General features: G+C 67.6%; 22 protein-coding genes and 1 tRNA gene. 15 read left to right on the top strand and 8 right to left on the bottom strand.

The genetic code is table 11. From position 1 onward, the window contains the following. Positions 1 to 7: 7 nt before the first annotated feature. On the bottom strand, positions 8 to 1189 hold the full coding sequence (locus ACODT0_RS37920; protein WP_057595029.1) for an acyl-CoA dehydrogenase family protein: 1182 nt from the start codon (positions 1187 to 1189) through the stop codon (positions 8 to 10). Between the two features lie 186 nt (positions 1190 to 1375). On the opposite strand from ACODT0_RS37920, the gene purN reads away from it, so the two are divergent. Both purN and ACODT0_RS37910 read left to right on the top strand, forming a co-directional pair. Further along, complete coding sequence (gene purN / locus ACODT0_RS37915; protein WP_413762682.1) at positions 1376 to 1972, top strand: phosphoribosylglycinamide formyltransferase; 597 nt, start codon at positions 1376 to 1378, stop codon at positions 1970 to 1972. 37 nt (positions 1973 to 2009) lie between these two features. After that, a complete protein-coding gene (locus tag ACODT0_RS37910; RefSeq protein ID WP_209547375.1) occupies positions 2010 to 2324 on the top strand; it encodes an I78 family peptidase inhibitor in 315 nt (104 codons plus the stop codon). Between the two features lie 15 nt (positions 2325 to 2339). On the opposite strand, the gene ACODT0_RS37905 is transcribed toward ACODT0_RS37910, so the two are convergent. Then, positions 2340 to 2579, bottom strand: coding sequence for a DUF1653 domain-containing protein (locus tag ACODT0_RS37905; RefSeq protein ID WP_057595026.1), 240 nt, complete (start codon positions 2577 to 2579; stop codon positions 2340 to 2342). A 70-nt stretch (positions 2580 to 2649) separates the two neighbouring features. Here ACODT0_RS37905 and ACODT0_RS37900 point away from each other — a divergent pair, with 70 nt between their 5' ends. The 3 genes from ACODT0_RS37900 to ACODT0_RS37890 all read left to right on the top strand — a co-directional run bounded on the left by ACODT0_RS37900 (position 2650) and on the right by ACODT0_RS37890 (position 7150). Further along, positions 2650 to 4503 (top strand): M48 family metalloprotease, encoded by a 1854-nt coding sequence (locus ACODT0_RS37900; protein ID WP_489043655.1) that lies wholly within the window; start codon positions 2650 to 2652, stop codon positions 4501 to 4503. Between the two features lie 27 nt (positions 4504 to 4530). After that, positions 4531 to 5802, top strand: a complete 1272-nt coding sequence (locus tag ACODT0_RS37895) for an RsmB/NOP family class I SAM-dependent RNA methyltransferase (protein ID WP_057595024.1) — start codon at positions 4531 to 4533, stop codon at positions 5800 to 5802. 133 nt (positions 5803 to 5935) lie between these two features. Next, on the top strand, positions 5936 to 7150 hold the full coding sequence (locus tag ACODT0_RS37890; protein ID WP_057595023.1) for a DesA family fatty acid desaturase: 1215 nt from the start codon (positions 5936 to 5938) through the stop codon (positions 7148 to 7150). Between the two features lie 142 nt (positions 7151 to 7292). On the opposite strand, the gene rpmG is transcribed toward ACODT0_RS37890, so the two are convergent. The 3 genes from rpmG to trxB form a co-directional block, all read right to left on the bottom strand. After that, entirely contained in the window at positions 7293 to 7466 is a 174-nt protein-coding gene (rpmG, locus tag ACODT0_RS37885) for a 50S ribosomal protein L33 (RefSeq protein ID WP_007830291.1), read from the bottom strand. Positions 7467 to 7477: 11 nt separating this feature from the next. After that, positions 7478 to 7711: a 50S ribosomal protein L28 gene (gene rpmB, locus ACODT0_RS37880; RefSeq protein WP_028251282.1), complete on the bottom strand. Its 234-nt coding sequence runs from the start codon at positions 7709 to 7711 to the stop codon at positions 7478 to 7480. A gap of 236 nt (positions 7712 to 7947) precedes the next feature. Further along, on the bottom strand, positions 7948 to 8907 hold the full coding sequence (trxB, locus tag ACODT0_RS37875) for a thioredoxin-disulfide reductase (protein ID WP_489043654.1): 960 nt from the start codon (positions 8905 to 8907) through the stop codon (positions 7948 to 7950). A 188-nt stretch (positions 8908 to 9095) separates the two neighbouring features. Here trxB and ACODT0_RS37870 point away from each other — a divergent pair, with 188 nt between their 5' ends. From ACODT0_RS37870 to ACODT0_RS37835, 8 genes are all read left to right on the top strand, one after another. Next, on the top strand, positions 9096 to 9770 hold the full coding sequence (locus ACODT0_RS37870) for a Crp/Fnr family transcriptional regulator (RefSeq protein WP_057595021.1): 675 nt from the start codon (positions 9096 to 9098) through the stop codon (positions 9768 to 9770). Between the two features lie 136 nt (positions 9771 to 9906). Beyond that, positions 9907 to 12342 (top strand): DNA translocase FtsK, encoded by a 2436-nt coding sequence (locus ACODT0_RS37865; RefSeq protein WP_489043653.1) that lies wholly within the window; start codon positions 9907 to 9909, stop codon positions 12340 to 12342. 155 nt (positions 12343 to 12497) lie between these two features. Further along, a complete protein-coding gene (lolA, locus tag ACODT0_RS37860; RefSeq protein WP_057595019.1) occupies positions 12498 to 13136 on the top strand; it encodes an outer membrane lipoprotein periplasmic chaperone LolA in 639 nt (212 codons plus the stop codon). A gap of 28 nt (positions 13137 to 13164) precedes the next feature. Next, the gene (locus tag ACODT0_RS37855; protein WP_057595018.1) at positions 13165 to 14457 is read left to right on the top strand and encodes a replication-associated recombination protein A; all 1293 of its coding nucleotides are present in this window, start codon (positions 13165 to 13167) and stop codon (positions 14455 to 14457) included. A gap of 241 nt (positions 14458 to 14698) precedes the next feature. After that, positions 14699 to 15628 (top strand): branched-chain amino acid ABC transporter permease, encoded by a 930-nt coding sequence (locus ACODT0_RS37850; RefSeq protein WP_057595017.1) that lies wholly within the window; start codon positions 14699 to 14701, stop codon positions 15626 to 15628. 14 nt (positions 15629 to 15642) lie between these two features. Next, positions 15643 to 16851 carry a branched-chain amino acid ABC transporter permease gene (locus tag ACODT0_RS37845; protein ID WP_296740943.1) on the top strand — a complete coding sequence of 403 codons (1209 nt, stop codon included), beginning with the start codon at positions 15643 to 15645 and terminating at the stop codon, positions 16849 to 16851. Between the two features lie 17 nt (positions 16852 to 16868). Further along, positions 16869 to 17645, top strand: coding sequence for an ABC transporter ATP-binding protein (locus ACODT0_RS37840; RefSeq protein ID WP_057595043.1), 777 nt, complete (start codon positions 16869 to 16871; stop codon positions 17643 to 17645). A gap of 1 nt (position 17646) precedes the next feature. Beyond that, a complete protein-coding gene (locus tag ACODT0_RS37835) occupies positions 17647 to 18423 on the top strand; it encodes an ABC transporter ATP-binding protein (protein WP_057595015.1) in 777 nt (258 codons plus the stop codon). 84 nt (positions 18424 to 18507) lie between these two features. Here the strand turns inward: ACODT0_RS37835 and ACODT0_RS37830 are convergent, their stop codons facing one another. Both ACODT0_RS37830 and ACODT0_RS37825 read right to left on the bottom strand, forming a co-directional pair. Next, positions 18508 to 19491, bottom strand: a complete 984-nt coding sequence (locus tag ACODT0_RS37830; protein ID WP_209547380.1) for a Bug family tripartite tricarboxylate transporter substrate binding protein — start codon at positions 19489 to 19491, stop codon at positions 18508 to 18510. A 73-nt stretch (positions 19492 to 19564) separates the two neighbouring features. Next, positions 19565 to 20629, bottom strand: a complete 1065-nt coding sequence (locus tag ACODT0_RS37825) for a CDP-6-deoxy-delta-3,4-glucoseen reductase (protein WP_261215677.1) — start codon at positions 20627 to 20629, stop codon at positions 19565 to 19567. 64 nt (positions 20630 to 20693) lie between these two features. Here ACODT0_RS37825 and ACODT0_RS37820 point away from each other — a divergent pair, with 64 nt between their 5' ends. Continuing rightward, positions 20694 to 21626 carry an SDR family oxidoreductase gene (locus ACODT0_RS37820; protein WP_057595013.1) on the top strand — a complete coding sequence of 311 codons (933 nt, stop codon included), beginning with the start codon at positions 20694 to 20696 and terminating at the stop codon, positions 21624 to 21626. A 49-nt stretch (positions 21627 to 21675) separates the two neighbouring features. Here ACODT0_RS37820 and ACODT0_RS37815 read toward each other — a convergent pair. Next, positions 21676 to 21760: transfer RNA gene (locus tag ACODT0_RS37815), tRNA-Leu, on the bottom strand. A 129-nt stretch (positions 21761 to 21889) separates the two neighbouring features. Here ACODT0_RS37815 and cysM point away from each other — a divergent pair. Beyond that, positions 21890 to 22798, top strand: a complete 909-nt coding sequence (cysM, locus tag ACODT0_RS37810; protein ID WP_057592908.1) for a cysteine synthase CysM — start codon at positions 21890 to 21892, stop codon at positions 22796 to 22798. Positions 22799 to 22870 lie beyond the last annotated feature (72 nt).

The raw sequence follows: 22870 nt of genomic DNA, 5'->3' as shown, positions 1-22870 counted from the left end.
TGTCTCCTCAGCCCAGCACCGTCTGCGCGACGATGTTGCGTTGCACTTCGTTCGAGCCGCCGTAGATGGTGGTCTTGCGCATGTTGAAGAAGGTCGACGACAGCGGCGCGAGCGCCGGGTTGCCGCCCGGGAAGTTGCCCTGCCAGCCGGCGGCCATGGCTTCGCGGATCAGCGGCAGCGCATACGGGCCGCCCGCGAGCATCATCAGTTCGCTGTAGCGCTGCTGGATCTCGCTGCCGCGGATCTTGAGCAGGCCGGCCACGTCGAGCGAGTTCTTGCCCGAGGTGGCGGCCGACAGCACGCGCAGCACCATCATCTCGAGCGCGACGATGTCGACCTCGAGCCTGGCGATCTCGTCGCGGAAGCGCGCGTCGTCGTACACGCCCTCGGTCTTCGCGATGCGCTTGAGGCGCTCGAGCTCGCGCTTGGCGCGGTTGACGTCGGCGATGTTGGTGCGCTCGTGCGAGAGCAGGTGCTTGGCGTAGGTCCAGCCCTTGTTCTCCTCGCCGATCAGGTTCTCGGCCGGCACCTCGACGTTGTCGAAGAACACCTCGTTGACTTCATGGCCGCCGTCGAGCAGCTTGATCGGGCGCACGGTGACGCCGGGCGACTTCATGTCGAGCAGCAGGAAGCTGATGCCGGTCTGGGGCTTGCCCTCGCTGCTGGTGCGCACGAGGTTGAACATCCAGTCGCCGTACTGGCCGAGCGTGGTCCAGGTCTTCTGGCCGTTGACGATGTACTTGTCGCCCTGGCGTTCGGCCTTGGTCTTGAGCGAGGCGAGGTCGGAGCCCGAGCCCGGTTCGCTGTAGCCCTGGCTCCACCAGACCTCGCCGCTGGCGATGCCGGGCAGGAAGCGCTTCTGCTGCTCGGGGCTGCCGAAGGCCATGATGACCGGGGCCACCATCACCGGGCCGAAGGGCACGATGCGCGGCGCGCCGGCCAGCGCGGTCTCTTCCTCGAACAGGTGGCGCTGCACGGCGGTCCAGCCGGGACCGCCGAATTCCTTGGGCCAGCCGTAGCCCAGCCAGCCCTTTTTGCCGAGGATCTTGGCCCAGGTCTGCATATCGTCGCGCGTGAGTTCCAGCGCGTTGTGGACCTTGGTGGAGATTTCCTTGGGAAGGTTTTCTTTGACCCATGCGCGAATCTCTTCGCGGAACTGCTGTTCTTCGGGCGTGAAGCTCAAATCCATGCGTGCCTCGCTGTGTTGATCGTCGGTGCACCGCAGACGCGGCGTGTCTCCGGAGCCATGAGTTTTAGCACGGTCGTGCTGCAAATTGCTGTCCGCGCGGCGACAAGTCTGGGTGCGCGGACCTGGCGCGGCAAGGGGCGGGGCCGGAAAAAGCGCCGTGCGCGGGCACGGATAATCCCGCCTCCCATGAAGAACATCGTGATCCTGATCTCCGGCGGCGGCTCCAACATGGAGGCCATCGTGCGCGCCGCGGCGCGCGACCGCTGGGCCGAGCGTTTCGGCGCCCGCGTCGCCGCCGTCGTCAGCAACAAGGCGGAGGCGGGCGGCCTGGCGCTGGCCCGGGCGCAGGGCATCGCGACCGCGGTGGTGCCGCACAAGGATTTCGAGAGCCGCGAAGCCTTCGACCAGGCGCTCGCCGCGGCGGTCGACGCGCACGCACCGGCACTGGTGGTGCTCGCGGGCTTCATGCGCATCCTGACGCCCGGTTTCGTCGAGCGCTATGCCGGGCGGCTGGTGAACATCCATCCCTCGCTGCTGCCGGCGTTTCCGGGCCTGCACACCCACCAGCGAGCGATCGATGCGGGCTGCAAGGTGGCGGGCGTCACGGTGCACCAGGTCACGACCGAACTCGACCATGGCCCGATCCTGGCCCAGGCCGTGGTGCCGGTGCTGCCCGACGACACGGCGGCGGCGCTCGCCGGCCGGGTGCTCGCGCAGGAGCACCAGTTGTATCCACGCGCCATCGCCCAGTGGCTGATGGATACATCAGGACACAATCCGTAAAGAACTTGTTTATATTCGCGGGTTTTCGGGAGTCGCAGTGAAAACCCAATCGCTACTGTCCACGATCGCCGGTGCCGCCCTGATGGCAGGCTGTGCCGCTCCGGCCCCGCCGCCGCCCGCCGCGCCGGCGCCGCCGCCCGCCCCGGTGTTCCAGTGCGGAGCCGACGGTGCCCGTTTCGCCGTGGGCCAGCAGCTCACGCCGCAGCTCGAAGCCGCCGCCAAGGTGCGCGCGGGCGCCGGCACGGTGCGCGTGCTCAAGCCCGGCGATGCCGCGACCACCGAACTCGATGGCGGGCGCCTGAACCTCGACGTCGATGCCCGCAACCGGGTGACCGACGTCCGCTGCGGCTGAGCGGTCCGTGCCGCTTCAGCCGTCGATCCGCGCGAAGCGCGGCTGCGGCCGGCCATCGATGTCCACGGTTTCCCCGAACATCGCGGCCGGACGTACCCACAGGCCCCGGGCGCCGTAGAGCGCGCGGTAGAGCGTCATCGGTTCCAGGGTCTCGCTGTGGCGCACGGTGCCCAGCACCTCGTATTCCCCGCCCTTGTAGTGGCGGTAGCGGCCCGGCGGGGTTTCGATCAGGGGCGGCAGGTCGTCGTCGGTCACGGGGTCGTTTCTTTCTTTGTCAGGAGTCGGGGCCGCCGGCAGGCATGCCGGGGCCGGCGGAAGTACTGGAATGGATCGCGCTGATTTTGTCCACCTCGTCCGGCTGAGCGAGCATGCCAGCGCGGAGGACAGCGCGCGTTACCGCCGCGGCGTGGCGGCGTTCGCGGCGCTGGGCTATCTGTGGGTGCTGGCCTGTCTCGGACTGGCGATGGGGCTGATCGTCTGGGTCGCCGTGTCGCTCGGCGACGGCGGGTTCAGCGTCTCGCGCGGCTGGCTGCTGCTGTTCGGCCTGGGCCTGCTGTGGGCCACCATGCGGGCGCTGTGGGTGCGCTTCGACGAGCCGCACGGCCTGGAGCTCTCGCGCGAGGACGCGCCCCAGCTGTTCGAGGCGCTCGACCGCATCCGCGGCAAGATCAAGGGGCCGCCGGTCCACCATGTCTACCTCGACGACGATTTCAACGCCAGCATCCGCCAGGTGCCGCGCTTCGGGCTCTTCGGCGGCGCGGTCAATTCGCTGAGCATCGGGCTGCCGCTCCTGATGATGCTCGACCGGCGGCGGCTGCTGTCGGTGCTCGCGCACGAGTACGGCCACCTGCGCGGCAACCACGGCAAGCTCAGCGCCTGGATCTACCGCACGCGGCTGTCGTGGCTCAAGCTCGATGCCAACCTGCAGCGCAACGAAGGCGTGATGGCGATCGTCTCGCAGGCCTTCTTCCGCTGGTATTTCCCGCGCTTCGCGGCCAAGACCTTCGCGCTCGCGCGGCAGGACGAGTACGAGGCCGACCGCATCTCGGGCCGGCTGCTCGGCACCTCGGTGGCGGCCGCGGCGCTGACCGAGATCTCGATCAAGGCCAGCTGGTACGCGAACGAGTTCTGGCCCTGGCACTGGGCCCGGGCCGAGCGCGAGCCGCTGCCGCCGGGGCCCTTCGCGGGGCTGCGCGAATGCGTCGCGACGCCGCCGGGGCCGGAGTTCGCGCGACAGGCGCTGCGCGAGGCGATGCGCCGCGTCAGCGACCTGGAAGACACCCATCCGGTGCTGCGCGACCGGCTCGAGGCGCTGCGCCAGAAGGCGACGGTGCCGGCCTGGTCGAAGCGGCCGGCGCTCGAGATGCTGGTCGACGGCCCGCGCTGGATCGCGCACTTCGACGCCCAGTGGCGCCAGGCCCATGCCGCCGACTGGAAGCAGCATCACGCGCACCGCTCGCGCATCCGCGAGCGCATCGCCGTGCTGGCGGCGCGCGGCGAGCGCAACACGCCCGACGAGTGGGTCGAGTGGGCCGATGCCGAGCGCCGCCTCGACACCTCGGCGCCGGTGCGCGAGCACTACGAGCGCGCGCTGCGGATCGCGCCCGAGCATCCGGGTGCCTTGCGCGGCCTGGCGCAGATGATTCCGCCGACCGAGCGCGAGGCGCGGCTCGCGGTGCTCGAGCGGCTGCACGAATCGGGCTCCGCCAGCCGCTGGTGGGCGGCGCGCAATGCGGTGGCGGTGCTCGAGAACCCCGATGCCGGCCCGCACGACGAGGCGGGCCTCAAGCACTGGCGCGGCCGCCTGAAGGAGGCCGAGGAGGCCGAGGCGCGCGCCTGGGAGGAACTGACCGAGACGCCGTGCTTCGCCCAGATCGGCCGGCACGACCTCAACGAACACGAACTCGACGAGCTGCGGGCCGACCTCGTGCGCAACCTGCCGGTGTCGCGCGCCTGGCTGGTGCGCAAGAACCTGCGCGAGTTTCCGTGGCGGCGCGCCTTCGTCGTCTTCGTCGAGCTGCCGGGCCTGGACGACGAGGAGCGCTGGCAGCTGTGCCGCCAGCTCGAGCAGACCCTGAGCCTGCCCGGCGTGGCCCTGGTGCTGTGGGCCGGGCATTCGCCGACCTTGGCGGACATCGAGCGGCAGGCTTTCGGTCCGGTCTGGACGCGCGGCGCCTGAGGCGACGGCGGCTGAGACAATCGGGGCATGCACCCCAAAGCCCTGTTGGAGGCCACCGCCGATCTGGTCGGCCTGGTCCTGAAATTCGATCATCCCGCCGACCAGGTGGTTTCGCGCTTCTTCCGCGACCACCGCGAGTTCGGTCCGCGCGAGCGCGCCACCCTGGCCGAGACGGTCTACACCGTGCTGCGCAAGAAGCTGCTGTTCGATCACCTCTCGCCCTCGGGCAGCGGCCCGAAGGAGCGCCGGATGGCGATCCTGGGCTTCCACGGCCCGCGCGACTTCCTCAAGAGCGCGCTCAACGACACCGAGAAGCGCTGGCTCGACAACTGCGACGCGGTCAGCGAGGCCGACCTGCTCGAACGCCATCGTCACAACCTGCCCGAATGGCTGGTGGCGCCGCTCAAGAGCCAGCTCGGCGACGGCTTCTGGCCGCTGGTCCGGAGCCTGCAGCAGCCGGCGCCGCTCGACCTGCGCGTCAATTCCTTGCACGACAAGCGAGCCGATGTGAAGGCGGAGCTTGCCAAGGCTGCTATCAAATCGGAAGCAACACCGTATTCGCCCTGGGGCCTGCGCCTCGAAGGCAAGCCCGCGCTGACCAAGCTCGATGCCTTCGTGCGCGGCGCCATCGAGGTGCAGGACGAGGGTTCGCAGCTGCTGGCGCTGCTGCTGGATGCCAAGCGCGGCGAGATGGTGGTCGATTTCTGCGCGGGCGCCGGCGGCAAGACGCTCGCGATCGGCGCGGGCATGCGCAACACCGGGCGGCTGTACGCCTTCGACACCTCGGCGCACCGCCTCGACGCGCTCAAGCCCCGGCTGGCGCGCAGCAAGCTCTCGAACGTGCATCCCGCCGCCATCGCGCACGAGCGCGACGACCGGGTGAAGCGGCTGGCGGGCAAGATCGACCGCGTGCTGGTCGACGCGCCGTGCTCGGGGCTCGGGACGCTGCGGCGCAATCCGGACCTCAAATGGCGCCAATCGGCCCAATCGGTGGAAGAACTGACCGTGAAGCAGGCGGCGATCCTGCAGAGCGCGGCCCGGCTCGTGAAGTCGGGCGGGCGGCTGGTCTACGCCACCTGCAGCGTGCTGCCCGAGGAGAACGAGGCCATCGCGGAGGCTTTCGGCGCCGCGAATCCCGATTTCGTGCCCGTGGACGCGGCGGAACTGCTGCAGGGCCTCAAGGTGGAGCAGGGCGACAGCCTGGTCGCGGGCGGCGCCGACGGACGGCGTTACCTGCGCCTGTGGCCCCATCTGCACGCCACCGACGGTTTCTTTGCCGCCGTGTGGAACCGCAAATAGGTACGGGGCTCCAAAGTTAGGGTAAATCTGCGCAAACCATGGGGTGAAAGGTGAGTGATTCCTGACCCCCGGCTTTAAAATTGCGAGTTACCTGGAAGCCGCACCTTCGTGCGGTTATGGAGTACCTGACTCAATGTTGCTTCCTGACTCCGCCATCCTGAGCGCGGCCATCGACTGGCTCGGAAACGGCCTGTGGGATCTCACCTGGTGGCAGATCGTGCTGTACACGCTCGTCACCACGCACATCACGATCGCCGCCGTGACGATCTTCCTGCACCGGACGCAAACGCACCGGGCGATGGACCTCGGTCCGATCCCGTCGCATTTCTTCCGTTTCTGGCTCTGGATCGGCACCGGCATGGTGACGAAGGAGTGGGTCGCGATCCACCGCAAGCACCACGCCAAGTGCGAGAGCGAGGAAGATCCGCACAGCCCGCAGGTCAAGGGCATCGAGGAAGTGCTCTGGCGCGGCGCCGAGCTCTACCGCGCGGAGTCGAAGAACAAGGAAACGATGGAGCGCTACGGTCACGGCACGCCCGACGACTGGATCGAGCGCAACCTGTATTCGCGCTACAGCTGGCAGGGCGTGGGCCTGATGCTGGTGCTCAACCTGGCGCTGTTCGGCACGCTCGGCATGGCCGTGTGGGCGGTCCAGATGCTGTGGATCCCGATCACCGCCGCCGGCATCATCAACGGCATCGGCCACTACTGGGGCTACCGCAACTTCGAGGCGCCCGACGCCAGCCGCAACATCATGCCCTGGGGCCTGATCATCGGCGGCGAAGAGCTGCACAACAACCACCACACCTACCCGACCTCGGCCAAGTTCTCGGTCAAGAAGTACGAGTTCGACATTGGCTGGATCTACATCCAGATGATGCAGAAGATCGGTTGGGCCAAGGTCAAGAAGGTGCCGCCGAAGATGCTGATCGGCGACATCCAGCCCGTGGCCAACGAGAAGACGCTCGAGGCCGTGATCGCCAATCGCTACGAAGTGATGGCCGGTTTCGCGCGCGAGATGCGCCGCGCCACGCAGGAGGAAATCGCCGCGCTCAAGAGCAAGGGCGCCGACCTCTCGGCGCTGAAGGCCGCCAAGCGCTGGATGCACCGCGACGACGACAAGGTGCCCGCCTCGGCCCGCTCGCACGTGGTGCAGGCCCGTGCCGCCCACCCGGTGCTCGACAAGATGGCGACCATGCGCGAAGAACTGCGCCAGCTCTGGCTCAACACCTCGCACTCGCGCGAGCAACTGGCGGCCGACCTGGCGGCCTGGTGCCATCGCGCGGAAGCCAGCGGCATTGCGGGCCTGCGCGAGTTCTCGACGCGGCTGCGCTCGGCACGCGCCTGAGGGAGCCTTTTCTCTCGTCGAAAAGCCGGCCTCGTGGCCGGCTTTTTTGTGCCCGTCGCATTTGCCCGTTGATCGAAATTCCAGACAAATAAAAAAGCCCGCGGCTTGCGCTGCGGGCTTTTTAGAAAGAATTCAGGCTGAATTACTTCAGCTTGATTTCCTTGTATTCGACGTGCTTGCGTGCCTTGGGGTCGAACTTCATGATCGACATCTTTTCAGGCATCGTCTTCTTGTTCTTGCTGGTCGTGTAGAAGTGGCCGGTACCCGCGGTGGATTCCAGCTTGATCTTTTCGCGTCCGCCTTTGCTCGTTGCCATGATTCAGCTCCTTAAGCTTGGCCGCGTGCACGCAGGTCTGCGAGCACGGCGTCGATGCCGTTCTTGTCGATCAGGCGCAGGGCAGCGCTCGAAACACGCAGGCGAACCCAGCGGTTTTCCGTTTCGACCCAGAAACGACGGTATTGCAGGTTCGGCAGGAACCGGCGCTTGGTTTTGTTGTTGGCGTGAGAAACGTTGTTTCCCACCATCGGGCCCTTGCCCGTGACTTCACATACGCGTGCCATGAGGACACTCTTTCTTGAACAGCTGGCACCGGCTCGACGGCAGTGGCCGAGGGTGTTTTGCAGCTTGACCTCGCCAGAAACGGGTGGCGGTACCCCGGATTGCCGCTGGCACCCAGGAGGGTGCGATTTCGGCAAAGCCTTGGATTATAGCCCTTTTGGCGGACCGGCAGGGAAACCGAAGGCGGGGCCATGAAAAAGGCGGGCGCAAGGCCCGCCTCGTCGAGGAGCCTGGCGACTCAGAGCGTGCCGTCCTGCTCCAGGAAGCGCTGCGCATCGAGCGCGGCCATGCAGCCCGTGCCGGCGCTGGTGATGGCCTGGCGGTAGATGTGATCCTGCACGTCGCCGGCGGCGAACACGCCCGGCACGCTGGTCATGGTGGCGAAGCCCTGCAGGCCCGAACGCGTGACGATGTAGCCATCCTTCATGTCGACCTGGCCCTGGAAGATGTCCGTGTTCGGGTGGTGGCCGATCGCGATGAAGCAGCCCTGGAGGTCGATCTGTTCGGTCGCGCCGGTCTGCGTGTTCTTGATGCGGATGCCGGTCACGCCGGAATCGTCGCCCAGAACTTCGTCGAGCGTATTGTGTACTTTCAACTCGATTTTTCCCTCGGCTTCTTTTTCATGAAGCTTGTCGATCAGGATGGGTTCCGCGCGGAATTTGTCGCGGCGATGCACCAGCGTTACTTTTTTGGCGATATTCGAAAGATAAAGCGCTTCCTCGACCGCCGTATTGCCGCCGCCGATCACGCAGACTTCCTGCTCGCGATAGAAGAATCCGTCGCAGGTGGCGCAACCCGACACGCCGCGGCCCATGAACTTCTGTTCGGATTCGAGGCCCAGGTACTTGGCCGACGCACCGGTGGCGATCACGAGCGCGTCGCAGGTGTAGGTGCCGCTGTCGCCGGTGAGCGTGAAGGGGCGCTTGCTCAGGTCGACCTTGTTGATGTGGTCGAACACGATCTGCGTCTTGAAGCGCTCGGCGTGCTCCAGGAAACGCTGCATGAGGTCGGGCCCCTGCACGCCATGCACATCGGCCGGCCAATTGTCGACCTCGGTGGTCGTCATCAATTGCCCGCCCTGGGCCATGCCGGTAATCAGCAAAGGCTGAAGATTTGCACGCGCCGCATAAACGGCAGCCGTATAACCGGCGGGACCTGAGCCCAGAATTAAAACCTTGGCATGTTGGGAAGCGGACATGGTGCGTAAAAACCTAGGAATTGCGCTGATTCAGCGTGTACATTTTGAGGGTGGTAGCGATACATGGGGAGTATCGCCGCTCGGATCAACCACCGAGTGCACGGTGTTTTCAATGCGCGCGATTGTAGTAATCCATCGGCGCGCCGATGGCCCGACCGCAGGAGCGCGCGGTACCAGGGATTGAATGAATGTCGATGCTGTCCAACCTTGAATTGCTCCGGCGCGTTCCGCTGTTCGCGTCGCTGACTCCTTCGCAGTCCGCAAGCATTGCGGATGCGATCATCAAGAAGCGCTTCAAGCGCGCGGAGGTCGTGGTCGAGCAGGGCAAGAAGTCCGATGCGCTCTACATCATCCTGACCGGGCGAGCGCGCGTGACCAGTGCCGACAGCCGCGGCCGCGAGGTCATCCTCGCCACGCTGCATCCCGGCGACTATCTGGGCGAGATGAGCCTGATCGACGACGAGCCGCATTCGGCCACGGTACGCACCGAGATCCAGTGCGACGTGCTGATGCTGGGCCGCGAAGCCTTCGCGCGCTGCCTGCCCGAGAACTCCTCGATGGCCTACAACATCATGCGCGGCCTGGTGCAGCGCCTGCGCCATGCCGACCGCAAGATCGAGTCGCTCGCGCTGATGGACGTCTACGGCCGCGTCGCGCGCTCGCTGCTCGAGTTCGCGGTCGATGACGGCGCCGGCAACCTCAAGGTGCGCGAGAAGATCTCGCGCCAGGACCTCGCAAAGATGGTCGGCGCCTCGCGCGAGATGGTGAGCCGCGTGATGAAGGATCTCGAGGAGCGCGGTTTCGTGCAGACCCTCGAGGACGGCTCGATGATCGTCAAGGAGCGCCTGCTGTCGCTGGCCTGAGCCGGCGCGAAGGCGTGAAAGAAGGTGTGAGCGAAACTGCCGCGGCCCGTGGACGCGGCAGAATAGCCGCGGCCCTTTTCGTTGTAGTGTTCGTGCCGCCAGACCCGCGTCCCGCCGGTCTGGCCGCCAGTATTTCATGACCTATTCGCTCAATACGCTTCACTCTTCCACGGCCGGCGAAGGTGCGCCCGTGCGTGTGCGGGCCATGCGCTTCGCCCACGAGATCACCCTGATCGCCGGTTTCGCGGCGCTGTTGTTCTGGCTGCTCGCCATGCTGAGCTTCACGCCCTCCGATGCGGCCTGGTCGACCTCGGGCACCGGCGGCGAGATCAAGAACTGGGGCGGCCGCATCGGCGCCTGGGTGGCCGACGGCAGCTACTTCCTGGCCGGCTACTCGGTCTGGTGGTGCCTGGCAGCCGGGCTGCGCGCCTGGCTGTCCTCGCTCGCGAGCTGGATGCGCGGCGGCGAGGAGGGCCCCCAGGGCGATCCCGCGCCGCGCGGCCGCTTCAACCGCAGTCGCCTGGCCTTCTGGTTCGGGCTCGTGCTGCTGCTGTGCGCGAGCACCATGCTCGAGTGGTCGCGCCTGTACCGGCTCGAGTCGCACCTGCCCGGCTCGGGCGGCGGCGCCATCGGCCTGCTGGTCGGTCCCGCGAGCGTGCGCTGGATGGGCTTCACGGGTTCGGCGCTGGTGGCCATCGCCGGCGGCGTGATCGGTTCGGCGCTGGTGTTCCGTTTCTCGTGGAGCCAGATTGCCGAGCGCATCGGCGCGCGCGTGTATTCGCTGTTCGAATCGCGGCGCGAGAAGCGCGAGGTCGCCGCCGACATCGCACTGGGCAAGAAGGCCGTGCGCGAGCGCCGCGCCGAGGTCGACGACGAGCCGGCCTATGTGCCGCGCGGCGCCGTCGAGCCCTCGATCGATGGCGAGCATCAGTCCACCGCCGTGCCCGACATGGACGACCTGCGCATCGAGCCGCGCGCCAAGCGCCGCCCCGCGTCGCCGCCGGTGCAGATCGAGCCCGCGATGACCGAGGTGCCCAAGAGCGACCGCGTCGCCAAGGAGCGCCAGAAGCCGCTGTTCAAGGAACTGCCCGACAACAAGCTGCCGCAGGTCGACCTGCTCGATGCCGCGCAGGCGCGCCAGGAGACCGTCTCCTCCGACACGCTCGAGATGACCTCGCGCATGATCGAGAAGAAGCTCAAGGACTTCGGCGTCGAGGTGCGCGTCGTGCTCGCCTCGCCCGGCCCGGTCATCACGCGCTACGAGATCGAGCCCGCCACCGGCGTCAAGGGCTCGCAGATCGTCAACCTCGCGAAGGACCTCGCGCGCTCGCTTTCGCTGGTGTCGATCCGCGTGGTCGAGACCATCCCGGGCAAGAACTACATGGCGCTCGAACTGCCGAACGCCAAGCGCCAGTCGATCAAGCTCAGCGAGATCCTCGGCTCGCAGGTCTACAACGAGGGCAAGTCGATGCTCACGATGGGCCTGGGCAAGGACATCATCGGCAACCCCGTGGTCGCCGACCTCGCGAAGATGCCGCACGTGCTGGTGGCCGGTACCACCGGTTCGGGCAAGTCGGTGGGTATCAACGCGATGATCCTGAGCCTGCTCTACAAGGCCGAGGCGCGCGACGTGCGCCTGCTCATGATCGACCCCAAGATGCTGGAAATGTCGGTCTACGAAGGCATCCCGCACCTGCTCGCGCCCGTGGTCACCGACATGCGCCAGGCCGCGCACGGCCTCAATTGGTGCGTGGCCGAGATGGAGCGCCGCTACAAGCTCATGAGCAAGCTCGGCGTGCGCAACCTCGCGGGCTACAACACCAAGATCGACGAGGCCAAGGCGCGCGAGGAGTTCATCTACAACCCCTTCAGCCTCACGCCCGACGACCCCGAGCCGCTGCGCCGCGAGCCGCACATCGTGGTGGTGATCGACGAGCTGGCCGACCTGATGATGGTGGTCGGCAAGAAGATCGAGGAGCTGATCGCCCGCCTCGCGCAGAAGGCGCGCGCCGCCGGCATCCACTTGATCCTGGCCACGCAGCGGCCCAGCGTCGACGTGATCACCGGCCTCATCAAGGCCAACATCCCGACCCGCATTGCGTTCCAGGTCTCGAGCAAGATCGACAGCCGCACCATCCTCGACCAGATGGGCGCCGAGGCGCTGCTCGGCATGGGCGACATGCTCTACATGCCCAGCGGCACCGGCCTGCCGGTGCGCGTGCACGGTGCCTTCGTGAGCGACGAGGAAGTGCACCGCGTGGTGGCCTATCTGAAGAGCCAGGGTGAGCCCGACTACATCGAGGGCGTGCTCGAAGGCGGCACGGTCGACGGCGACGGTGACGGCGACGTGCTCGGCGGCGGTGGCGACAGCGAGAAGGACCCGATGTACGACCAGGCGGTCGAGGTGGTGCTCAAGAACCGCAAGGCCAGCATCTCGCTGGTGCAGCGCCACCTGAAGATCGGCTACAACCGCGCGGCGCGGCTGGTCGAGGACATGGAGAAGGCCGGCCTGGTGAGCGCCATGAGCGGCAGCGGCCAGCGCGAGATCCTCGTGCCCGCGCGCGCCGAATAGGCGCGCCCACGCGATCCCGTGTCCGTTCCGTTACGTGTTGAGATACGGCTTGCACAAGCTCGCTGCCCATTGCAAATCTTCATCAAGCCCTACAAGGACGGCCATGGCCGCCGGGGTAAGGTCGATGCGGTGTTCAGCTTCGAAGGTTTGAAAGAATGAAGACTCGTCCCTGGCTCCTCGCGGGCCTTCTCCTCGCGTGCGGTGCCCATGCATGGGCCGGCGGCATGGAAAGCCTCGAGGCTTTCGTCAAGTCCGCCAAGTCCGGCCGCGCCGACTTCACCCAGACCGTGACCGCGCCGCCGCGCGACGGCCAGGCCGGCCGCGTCAAGACCTCGAGCGGCACCTTCGAATTCCAGCGGCCCGGTCGCTTCAAGTTCGACTACAAGAAGCCTTTCGCGCAAAGCATCGTGGCCGACGGCAAGACGCTGTGGCTCTACGACGCCGACCTCAACCAGGTCACGCAGCGCGCGCAGGCACAGGCTTTGGGCTCGACGCCCGCGGCCCTGATCGCCGCCGCGCCCGACCTGCGTGCGCTGCAGGCCGACTTCGCGCTCGAGGCGGTGCCCGAGCGCGACGGCCTGCAATGGGTCAAGGCCACGCCGAAGAACAAGGATGGCCAGCTGCAGAACGTGCAGGTCGGCTTCCAGGGCGACGCGCTCGCGGCGCTCGAGATCCTCGACAGCTTCGGCCAGCGCTCTGTGCTCAAGTTCAGCAAGGTCGAGGTCAATCCCGCGCTGCCCGCCGCCACCTTCGACTTCAAGGTGCCCACCGGCGCGGACGTCGTCAAGCAGTAATCCACCCTCTCACCCGAACGTTTCGTCCTTGGCCGTCAGCTCGCATCAACCCCTGGCCGAGCGCCTGCGTCCGCGCACGCTCGGCGAAGTCATCGGCCAGCAGCACCTGCTCGGACCCGGCATGGCGCTGCGCATCGCCTTCGAGTCGGGCCAGCCGCACTCGTGCATCCTCTGGGGCCCGCCGGGCACCGGCAAGACCACCATCGCGCGCCTGATGGCCGATGCCTTCGATGCGCAGTTCCTGAGCATCAGCGCGGTGCTCGGCGGCGTGAAGGACATCCGCGAGGCGGTCGAGCGCGCGACCGCTGCGCGCGACGGGCTCGAGCAGCGGCGCACCATCGTCTTCGTCGACGAAGTGCATCGCTTCAACAAGAGCCAGCAGGACGCCTTCCTGCCGCACGTCGAGTCGGGCCTCTTCACCTTCATCGGCGCCACCACCGAGAACCCGTCGTTCGAGGTCAACTCGGCGCTGCTCTCGCGGGCCGCCGTGTATGTGCTGCAGTCGCTCGGCGAAGCCGACCTCAAGCAGATCGTCGCGAAGGCGCAGGCCATCGACGCATTGCCCGCCATCGAGGACGCCGCGCTCGAGCGCCTGATCGCCTATGCCGACGGTGATGCGCGCCGGCTGCTCAACACGCTCGAAACGCTGGCCGTCGCGGCACGCGCCGAGAAGCTCGAGGCCATCGGCGACGAATGGCTGCTGCGCGTGCTCGGCGAGCGCATGCGGCGCTACGACAAGGGCGGCGAGCAGTTCTACGACACCATCAGCGCGCTGCACAAGTCGGTGCGCGGCAGCGATCCAGATGCCGCGCTCTACTGGTTCGTGCGCATGCTCGATGGTGGCGCCGATCCGCGCTACATGGCACGCCGGCTGGTGCGCATGGCGAGCGAGGACATCGGCCTGGCCGATCCGCGCGCGCTGCGGCTCGCGCTCGACGCGGCCGAGGTCTACGAGCGCCTGGGCACGCCCGAGGGCGAACTCGCGCTGGCCCAGTGCGTGGTCTACCTCGCGATGGCGCCCAAGTCGAACGCGGTCTACACGGCCTACAACGCGGTGCGCGCGCTGGTCAAGAAGGACAGCACGCGGCCCGTGCCCATGCATCTGCGCAATGCCCCGACCAAGCTCATGAAGGAGCTCGACTACGGCAAGGGCTATCGCTACGCGCACGACGAGGAGGGCGGTTTCGCGGCCGGCGAGCAGTACCTGCCCGATGGCCTGCAGGGTCAGGTCTTCTACGAACCGGTCGATCGCGGACTCGAGATCCGCATCGGCGAGAAGCTGCGCGAACTGCGCCGCCGGAACGCCGAACAGGGCGACTGATACGCCCTTGCGGCGTGCACGCAAGGCGTGCATGGATACAAGCGCAAAGCGCATGACGTCAGCGGGTAAACCCCCGTCGATGCGCACCAAATCGGCGCTGGCCCGTGACTACAATCCCGCCCACTAAATCGGCAGCCACCACATGCTGGCTGGTTTTTTGCTTGTCAAGCCAAGGCGCCAAACCGGTGCCACGGTGGGTGAATGGCACCCCGCAACGGTGCAACACAGAGGAATCTTCTTTATGGACATCTTGCTGCAGCAGATCATCAACGGTCTGGTTCTCGGCAGCATGTACGCCTTGATAGCCTTGGGCTACACCATGGTGTACGGCATCATCAATCTGATCAATTTCGCGCACGGTGAAGTGCTCATGGTGGGGGCGCTCACGAGCTGGTCCATCATCGGGCTCATGCAGTCGTCGATGCCCGGCACGCCGGGCTGGCTGATATTGATCATCGCGCTGGTCATCGCGTGCGTCGTCGCCGCCACGCTGAACTTCGTGATCGAGAAAGTGGCCTACCGGCCGCTGCGCAACTCGCCCAAGCTCGCACCGCTGATCACCGCCATCGGCATGTCGATCCTGCTGCAGACGCTGGCGATGATCATCTGGAAGCCCACCAACAAGGCCTACCCGACGCTGCTGCCCTCGGACCCCATCCACATCGCCGGCGCCGTCATCTCGCCGACGCAGGTGATGATCCTCGGCGTCACCGCGGTCTCGCTGGCCATCCTCATGTGGCTGGTCAATTACACGAAGCTCGGCCGCGCGATGCGCGCCACCGCCGAGAACCCGCGCGTGGCCGCGCTGATGGGCATCCGCCCCGACATGGTCATCTCGGCCACCTTCATCATCGGTGCCGTGCTCGCGGCCATCGCGGGCGTCATGTACGCCTCCAACTACGGCATCGCGCAGCACGCGATGGGCTTCCTGCCCGGCCTCAAGGCCTTCACCGCGGCCGTGTTCGGCGGCATCGGCAACCTCGCGGGAGCGGTCGTCGGCGGCCTCCTGCTGGGGCTCATCGAAGCCATCGGCTCGGGCTACATCGGCACCCTCACGGGTGGCGTGCTCGGCAGCAACTACAGCGACATCTTCGCGTTCATCGTGCTGATCGTGATGCTCACGCTGCGCCCCGCCGGCCTGCTCGGCGAACGTGTGGCCGACCGCGCCTGAAGGAACTTGCCATCATGAAGAACAGCAAGAACCTCGCGCTCTACCTGGTCGGCGTCATCGCCGTGCTCGCGCTGCCGCTGCTGCTGCAAAGCCAGGGCAATGCCTGGGTGCGCATCGCCGACATCGCACTGCTCTACGTGCTGTTGGCACTGGGCCTGAACATCGTGGTCGGCTACGCCGGCCTGCTCGACCTGGGCTACGTCGCCTTCTTCGCGGTCGGTGCCTACCTGTTCGCGCTCATGGGCTCGGGCCACCTGTCCGAGACCTTCGAGTGGTTCAAGGCCACCTTCCCGAACGGCATGCACACCTCGCTGCTGATCGTGATACCGCTGGCCTTCGTGCTGGCCGCGCTGCTCGGCGTGCTGCTGGGCGCGCCCACGCTGAAGCTGCGCGGCGACTACCTCGCGATCGTGACGCTTGGCTTCGGCGAAATCATCCGCGTGTTCCTGAACAACCTCGACCAGCCGATCAACATCACGAACGGTCCCAAGGGCATCACCTCGATCGACTCGATCAAGTTCTGGGGCCTCGACCTGGGCAAGGCGCTGAAGTTCGACGGCTTCACCATCTCCTCGGTCACGCTGTACTACTACCTGTTCCTCGCGCTGGTGGTGGTCACCATCGTGATCTCGCACCGCCTGCAGGTCTCGCGCATCGGCCGCGCCTGGATGGCCATCCGCGAGGACGAGATCGCCGCCAAGGCGATGGGCATCAACACCCGCAACATGAAGCTGCTGGCCTTCGGCATGGGCGCGAGCTTCGGCGGCGTGTCGGGCGCGATGTTCGCGGCCTTCCAGGGCTTCGTCTCGCCCGAGTCGTTCAGCCTCATGGAGTCGGTGATGATCGTCGCCATGGTCGTGCTCGGCGGCATCGGCCACCTGCCCGGCGTGATCCTGGGCGCCGTGCTGCTGGCGGCCCTGCCCGAGGTGCTGCGCTACGTCGCCGGCCCGCTGCAGGCGCTGACCGACGGCCGCCTCGACGCCTCCATCCTGCGCCAGCTGTTCATCGCGCTGGCCATGATCGTCATCATGCTGGTGCGCCCGCGCGGCCTGTGGCCCTCGCCCGAGCATGGCAAGACGCTGCAGCGCAAGGGCGCCGCGGCGGTCGACCCGGCCCATGCTGCGGTCGCGCCCGGCTCGCTGCAGACCCACGCGCCCGGCGTCGATTCGCCGGCCGACGAAGTGCCCGGTGGCGCGTCGCGTTCCATGTCGATCAATCCGTGAGCCAGGAGACGCATCCCATGAGCACGGCAGACACCATCCTCAACGTCCGCGGCATCTCCAAGCGCTTCGGCGGCCTGCAGGCCCTCTCGGACGTCGGCATCACCATCCAGCGCGGCCAGGTCTATGGCCTGATCGGCCCCAACGGCGCCGGCAAGACCACCTTCTTCAACGTCATCACCGGCCTGTACACGCCCGACAGCGGCAGCTTCGAGCTCGCCGGCAAGCCCTACCAGCCCACGGCCGTGCACGAGGTGGCCAAGGCCGGCATCGCGCGCACCTTCCAGAACATCCGCCTGTTCGCCGAGATGACGGCGCTCGAGAACGTGATGGTCGGTCGCCACATCCGCACCCGCTCCGGCGTGGTCGGCGCGATGCTGCGCACCGGCGCCTTCAAGGCCGAGGAGAAGGCCATTGCCCAGCGCGCGCAGGAGTTGCTCGACTACGTGGGCATCGGCAAGTTCGCCGACTACAAGGCGCGCACGCTGAGCTACGGCGACCAGCGCCGCCTCGAGATCGCGCGCGCCCTGGCCACCGACCCGCAGCTCATCGCGCTCGACGAGCCCGCGGCCGGCATGAACATGACCGAGAAGGTCCAGCTGCGCGAGCTGATCGACCGCATCCGCCGCGACGACCGCACCATCCTGATCATCGAACACGACGTGAAGCTGATCATGGGCCTGTGCGACCGCGTCACGGTGCTCGACTACGGCAAGCAGATCGCCGAAGGCACGCCGGCGGATGTACAGAAGAACGAAAAGGTGATCGAGGCTTACCTCGGCACCGGAGGACATTGAGATGAGCGCAGCAGTGCAAACCCAAGAGGAAGTCGCGGCGGGCGCTTCGCAACGCAAGGCCGCGGGCAAGGTGTTGCTCAAGGTCAGCGGCCTGAAGGTCGGCTACGGCGGCATCCAGGCCGTCAAGGGCGTGGACTTCGAGGTGCGCGAGGGCGAGCTGGTCTCGCTGATCGGCTCCAACGGCGCCGGCAAGACCACCACCATGAAGGCGATCACCGGCACGCTGCCCGCGGGCGCGGGCGACATCGAGTTCCTGGGCCGCAGCATCAAGGGCCGCGGCGCCTGGGACCTGGTGGGCGAGGGCCTGGTGATGGTGCCCGAGGGCCGCGGCGTGTTCACGCGCATGACGATCACCGAGAACCTGCAGATCGGCGCCTACATCCGCAAGGACAAGGCCGGCATCGCGAGCGACATGGAGCGCGTCTTCGTGACCTTCCCGCGGCTGCGCGAGCGCAAGGACCAGCTGGCCGGCACGATGTCGGGCGGCGAGCAGCAGATGCTGGCCATGGGCCGCGCATTGATGGCACGCCCCAAGGTGCTGCTGCTCGACGAACCCACCATGGGCCTGTCGCCGATCATGTGCGACAAGATCTTCGAGGTGGTGCAGGCCGTTGCCGCGCAGGGCGTGACCATCCTGCTGGTCGAGCAGAATGCCAACCGCGCGCTGCAGCTGGCCGACCGCGGCTACGTGATGGAGTCGGGCCTGATCACCATGTCGGGCGATGCCAAGGGCCTGCTCAGCGATCCGAAGGTGCGCGCGGCGTACCTGGGCGAGTAAGCGGCACGGCTGGCCTTTCGAGGCCACGCAAAAAAAGGGCGGCGGTGCGAGGCACCGGCCGCCCTTTGTCTTGTGGGTGCGAGCTCAGTCGACCTTCGCGCCCGTGGCCTTCACCACCTGCTCGTACTTGCCGAGTTCGCTCTTCATGAAGGCGCCGAACTGCGCGGGCGTGCTGGCCACCGGCTCGGCCAGCAGCAGCGCGAAGCGCGACTTCGTCTCCGGCGCGTTCAGCGCGTCGACGAAGGCATGGTTGAGCTTGGCGATCACGTCCGGCGGCGTGTGGGCCGGTGCGACCAGGCCCCACCAGGTGTCGATCGAGAAGTCCTTGAGCGTGTCCGACACCGGCGGCACCTCGGGCAGGGCGCTGCTGCGCTGCAGGGTGGTCACGGCGATCGCCTTGAGCTTGCCCGAGCGGATGTTGGGCGCGGCGGTGGCGAGGTTGTCGAAGTTGAAGTCGACCTGGCCCGACACCAGCGCCAACTGCGCCGGGTTGCCGCCGTTGTAGGGGATGTGCACCGCGAAGATGCCGGCGGCCTTCTTGAACATCTCGCCCGCGAGATGGCCGGCGCTGCCGTTGCCGCCGCTGCCGTAGTTGAGCTTGCCGGGGTTGGCCCGGGCGTAGGCGATCAGGTCCTTGAGCGTGGCGATCTTCAGGCGCTGCGCGGTCTCCGCGTTCATCACCAGCACGTTGGGCACGCGGACCATCTGCGTGATCGGCGCGAAGTCGGTCGCCGCGTTGAAGGGCATCTTGCTGTAGAGCCAGGGGTTTACCGCGTTGGTGGCGGTGGCGGCGATGCCGATGGTCAGGCCATCGGGCGCGGCCTTGGCGACGATGTCGGCGCCGATGTTGCCGCCCGCGCCGGGCTTGTTGTCGATGATCACCGGGCCGCCGAGCGTGTCGCGCACGCGTTCGGCCAGCGCGCGCGCCGTCACGTCGATGGGGCCGCCGGCCGCATAGGGCACGACGAGGCGGATCGGCCGCTGCTGCTGGGCCAGGGCGGGGGCGCCGGTGGCCAGGGCGAGCGTGGAGAGGGCGAGGGTGGCGAGGAAGGTCTTGCGGGTTGTCATGCCCCGGATTGTCGGCGCGCCGCGCGGCGGCCGCAGCGTGGCTATCCCTAGCCGGCGCGCCGGGCCGCCAGCTTCAGGGCAGTGCCTTGTCGGCCTCGGTGGTGAAAGCGTCGGCGAAGAACTCTTCCTCGGGCAGGCCCGCGAGCGCCACGTAGTCGCGCTTGGCCGAGTCCACCACGATCGGCGCGCCGCAGGCATAGACCTGGTGGCCCGAGAGGTCGGCGAAGTCTTCCAGCACGGCGGCATGGACGAAGCCGGTGCGGCCGGTCCAGTTGTCCTCGGGCGTGGCGTTGGAGATCACCGGCACGTAGCGCAGGTTCGGCATCTGCGCGAGCTGCTCGCGCACCCAGTCGTCCATGTAGAGGTCCTCGGGCCGGCGGCCGCCCCAGTAGAGCGTGGCGGGGCGGTCGATGGCCTTGAACTTCATGTGTTCGAGCAGCGCCTTGATCGGCGCGAAGCCGGTGCCCGAGGCCAGCAGGATCAGCGGCTTGTCCGAGTCCTCGCGCAGGAAGAAGCTGCCGTAGGGGCCCTCGATGCGCAGGATCTCCTTTTCCTTCATGGTGAGGAACACGTGGTCGGTGAACTTGCCGCCCGGCAGGTGGCGCAGGTGCAGCTCGATGCCCGTGCCCGGCTCGCCCAGCGTGTGCGGCGCATTGGCCATCGAGTAGCTGCGGCGCGCGCCGTCGCGCAGGATGAATTCCACGTACTGCCCCGCGTAGAACTGCAGCGGCTCGCCGGCCGGCAGCTGCAGGCGCAGCTGCATCACGTCGTGCGACTTGCGCGCGAGTGCGAGCACCCGCACCGGCATCTTGCGGATCGGATGGGCGCCGGCCTCGGTCACCTGGCGCGATTCGAGCACCACGTCGCTGCGCGCGCGGGCGCAGCAGGTCAGCACGAAACCCGCGAGCTGTTCCTCCGCGCTCAGGGCCTTGCTCTGGTGCGGGCCGAGCTCGACCTCGCCCGAGAGCTTGCGGCACTTGCACGAGCCGCAGGCGCCGTCCTTGCAGCCATAGGGCAGGCCGATGCCCTGGCGGATGCCGGCAGCGAGGATGGTTTCGTCGCCTTGCGCCGCGAAATGGCGGCCGCTGGGTTCGACGGTGATGGAAAAGCCCGCCTCATGCGGCGCTGCAACAGTCATCGGTATTCTTCGGCTTGGATCAGCCCGTTACATGGGGGCTGAAAAAGAAAAGGGAACCCGAATTTTGCCTTCAATCCATAGCCCCTCCGGCGCGCTGCCGGCGCGCTTCCGCCGGACGCGTCTCCTGATCGTCGGCTGCGGCGACGTCGGCCAGCGCGTGGCGCGCGATCTGCGCGGGCGCGTGTCGCTGGTGGCGCTCACCTCCTCGGCCGAGCGCGTGAGCGCTTTGCGCGCCGCGGGCATCCGGCCGCTGATCGGCAATCTCGACGATCCGAAGACCCTGCGGCGCCTGTCGGCCCTGGGCACGCGCGTGCTGCACCTGGCGCCGCCGCCGCGCGACAGCGGCTCGGCCTGGTGGCGCGACCAGCGCACCGCCGCGCTGGTGCGCGCGCTGCGGCTGCGCGCGCTGCCCGATGCGCTGGTCTACGGCTCGACCAGCGGCGTCTATGGCGATTGCGGTGGCGCGCGCGTGAGCGAGACCCGCGCCGTGCGCCCCGACACGCCGCGCAGCCATCGGCGCGTCGATGCCGAGCGCGCCGTGCGCTGGTTCGGCCGCAGCACGGGCGTGCGCGCCAGCATCCTGCGCATCCCGGGCATCTACGCGCCCGACCGCGAAGGCGGCACGCCGCGCCAGCGGCTGCAGCGCGGCACGCCGGTGCTGCGGCGCGAGGACGACGTCTACACCAGCCACATCCATGCCGACGACCTCGCGCGCGCCTGCATCGCGGCGCTGTTCCGCGGCCGGCCGCAGCGCATCGTGCATGCCTCGGACGACACCGAGCTGCGCATGGGCGACTACATCGACCTCGCGGCCGACCTCTACGGCATGCCGCGCCCGCCGCGGGTGGCGCGCGAGGAGGCCGAGCGCCAGCTGCCGCTGCAACTGCTGAGCTTCATGGGCGAATCGCGCCGGCTCGACAACACGCGGCTCAAGCGCGAGCTGCGCGTGCGGCTCGCGCATCCGACGGTGCATACCGGGCTGCGCGAGGAAATCTGAGAGGGGAGGCGGAGTCCGCGAAGGACACCGGAAAAGAAGGCGCCGTGTGTGGTGCCCGGGGCCGGAATCGAACCGGCACGCCTTGCGGCGGGGGATTTTGAGTCCCCTGCGTCTACCAATTTCACCACCCGGGCACGGCAGGAAGGAAGCCCAAAATTATGGCACAGTGGAATGATGAACCGTCCCGAAGCTGATTCTTTTGCATATCCGCTACCCTCCGGGGCGGCAACCAGCGCCTTCCGCGCAGCCGACCGGACGCAGTCATGACCCACAAGTACCCCACCATCGAAGACGCCATCGGCCGCACGCCGCTGGTCGCGCTGCAGCGCATCAACGCCGAAGAGAACGCGCGGCGCAACAACGTGATCCTCGGCAAGCTCGAGGGCAACAACCCCGCCGGTTCGGTCAAGGACCGTCCGGCGCTTTCGATGATCAAGCGCGCCGAGGAGCGCGGCGAGATCAAGCCCGGCGACACGCTGATCGAGGCCACCTCGGGCAACACCGGCATCGCGCTCGCGATGGCCGCGGCCGTGAAGGGCTACCACATGGTCCTGATCATGCCGGAGGACCTCTCGATCGAGCGCGCCCAGACCATGAAGGCCTTCGGCGCCGAGCTCGTGCTCACGCCCAAGAGCGGCGGCATGGAATACGCGCGCGACCTCGCCGAGCAGATGGTGGCGCAGGGCAAGGGCCGCGTGCTCGACCAGTTCGCCAACCCCGACAACCCGCGCATCCACTACGAGACCACCGGCCCCGAGATCTGGGCCGACACCCAGGGCAAGGTCACGCACTTCGTGAGCGCCATGGGCACCACCGGCACCATCACGGGCGTGTCGCGCTTCCTGAAGGAAAAGAACCCCGCGATCCGCATCGTCGGCGCGCAGCCGGCCGAGGGCTCGCGCATTCCCGGCATCCGCAAGTGGCCGGCCGAATACCTGCCGAAGATCTTCGACCCGAGCCGTGTCGACCAGGAGATCAGCGTGAGCCAGGACGATGCCGAGGAGATGTGCCGGCGCCTCGCGCGCGAAGAGGGCATCTTCGGCGGCATCTCGGCCGCCGGCGCGCTGTGGGCGGCGCTGCAGGTCGCCAACACGGTCGAGAACGCCACCATCGTGTTCGTGGTCTGCGACCGCGGCGATCGCTACCTGTCGACCGGCGTCTTCCCCGCCTGATGCCAGCACCCCGGTGCGCCACGCGGCGCGCCGGCGGTTCCCCGGAACGAGACAAGAAAGAACAAGAGCCAC

Source organism: Variovorax sp. FG153 (assembly GCF_057809595.1).
The sequence above is the reverse complement of the archived record's forward strand: the minus strand, read 5'-3'. Positions and strand labels throughout refer to the sequence as shown.

Excerpts from the sequence above, each read along its gene's own strand:
- ACODT0_RS37825 (WP_261215677.1), bottom strand. The coding sequence starts at position 20,629 with ATGACTGTTGCAGCGCCGCATGAGGCGGGCTTTTCCATCACCGTCGAA.
- ACODT0_RS37870 (WP_057595021.1), top strand. The coding sequence starts at position 9,096 with ATGTCGATGCTGTCCAACCTTGAATTGCTCCGGCGCGTTCCGCTGTTC.
- purN (WP_413762682.1), top strand. The coding sequence starts at position 1,376 with ATGAAGAACATCGTGATCCTGATCTCCGGCGGCGGCTCCAACATGGAG.
- cysM (WP_057592908.1), top strand. The coding sequence starts at position 21,890 with ATGACCCACAAGTACCCCACCATCGAAGACGCCATCGGCCGCACGCCG.
- ACODT0_RS37900 (WP_489043655.1), top strand. The coding sequence starts at position 2,650 with ATGGATCGCGCTGATTTTGTCCACCTCGTCCGGCTGAGCGAGCATGCC.
- ACODT0_RS37850 (WP_057595017.1), top strand. The coding sequence starts at position 14,699 with ATGGACATCTTGCTGCAGCAGATCATCAACGGTCTGGTTCTCGGCAGC.
- ACODT0_RS37835 (WP_057595015.1), top strand. The coding sequence starts at position 17,647 with ATGAGCGCAGCAGTGCAAACCCAAGAGGAAGTCGCGGCGGGCGCTTCG.
- ACODT0_RS37890 (WP_057595023.1), top strand. The coding sequence starts at position 5,936 with ATGTTGCTTCCTGACTCCGCCATCCTGAGCGCGGCCATCGACTGGCTC.
- ACODT0_RS37840 (WP_057595043.1), top strand. The coding sequence starts at position 16,869 with ATGAGCACGGCAGACACCATCCTCAACGTCCGCGGCATCTCCAAGCGC.
- rpmB (WP_028251282.1), bottom strand. The coding sequence starts at position 7,711 with ATGGCACGCGTATGTGAAGTCACGGGCAAGGGCCCGATGGTGGGAAAC.
- ACODT0_RS37920 (WP_057595029.1), bottom strand. The coding sequence starts at position 1,189 with ATGGATTTGAGCTTCACGCCCGAAGAACAGCAGTTCCGCGAAGAGATT.
- lolA (WP_057595019.1), top strand. The coding sequence starts at position 12,498 with ATGAAGACTCGTCCCTGGCTCCTCGCGGGCCTTCTCCTCGCGTGCGGT.
- ACODT0_RS37830 (WP_209547380.1), bottom strand. The coding sequence starts at position 19,491 with ATGACAACCCGCAAGACCTTCCTCGCCACCCTCGCCCTCTCCACGCTC.
- ACODT0_RS37895 (WP_057595024.1), top strand. The coding sequence starts at position 4,531 with ATGCACCCCAAAGCCCTGTTGGAGGCCACCGCCGATCTGGTCGGCCTG.
- ACODT0_RS37845 (WP_296740943.1), top strand. The coding sequence starts at position 15,643 with ATGAAGAACAGCAAGAACCTCGCGCTCTACCTGGTCGGCGTCATCGCC.
- ACODT0_RS37865 (WP_489043653.1), top strand. The coding sequence starts at position 9,907 with ATGACCTATTCGCTCAATACGCTTCACTCTTCCACGGCCGGCGAAGGT.
- rpmG (WP_007830291.1), bottom strand. The coding sequence starts at position 7,466 with ATGGCAACGAGCAAAGGCGGACGCGAAAAGATCAAGCTGGAATCCACC.
- trxB (WP_489043654.1), bottom strand. The coding sequence starts at position 8,907 with ATGTCCGCTTCCCAACATGCCAAGGTTTTAATTCTGGGCTCAGGTCCC.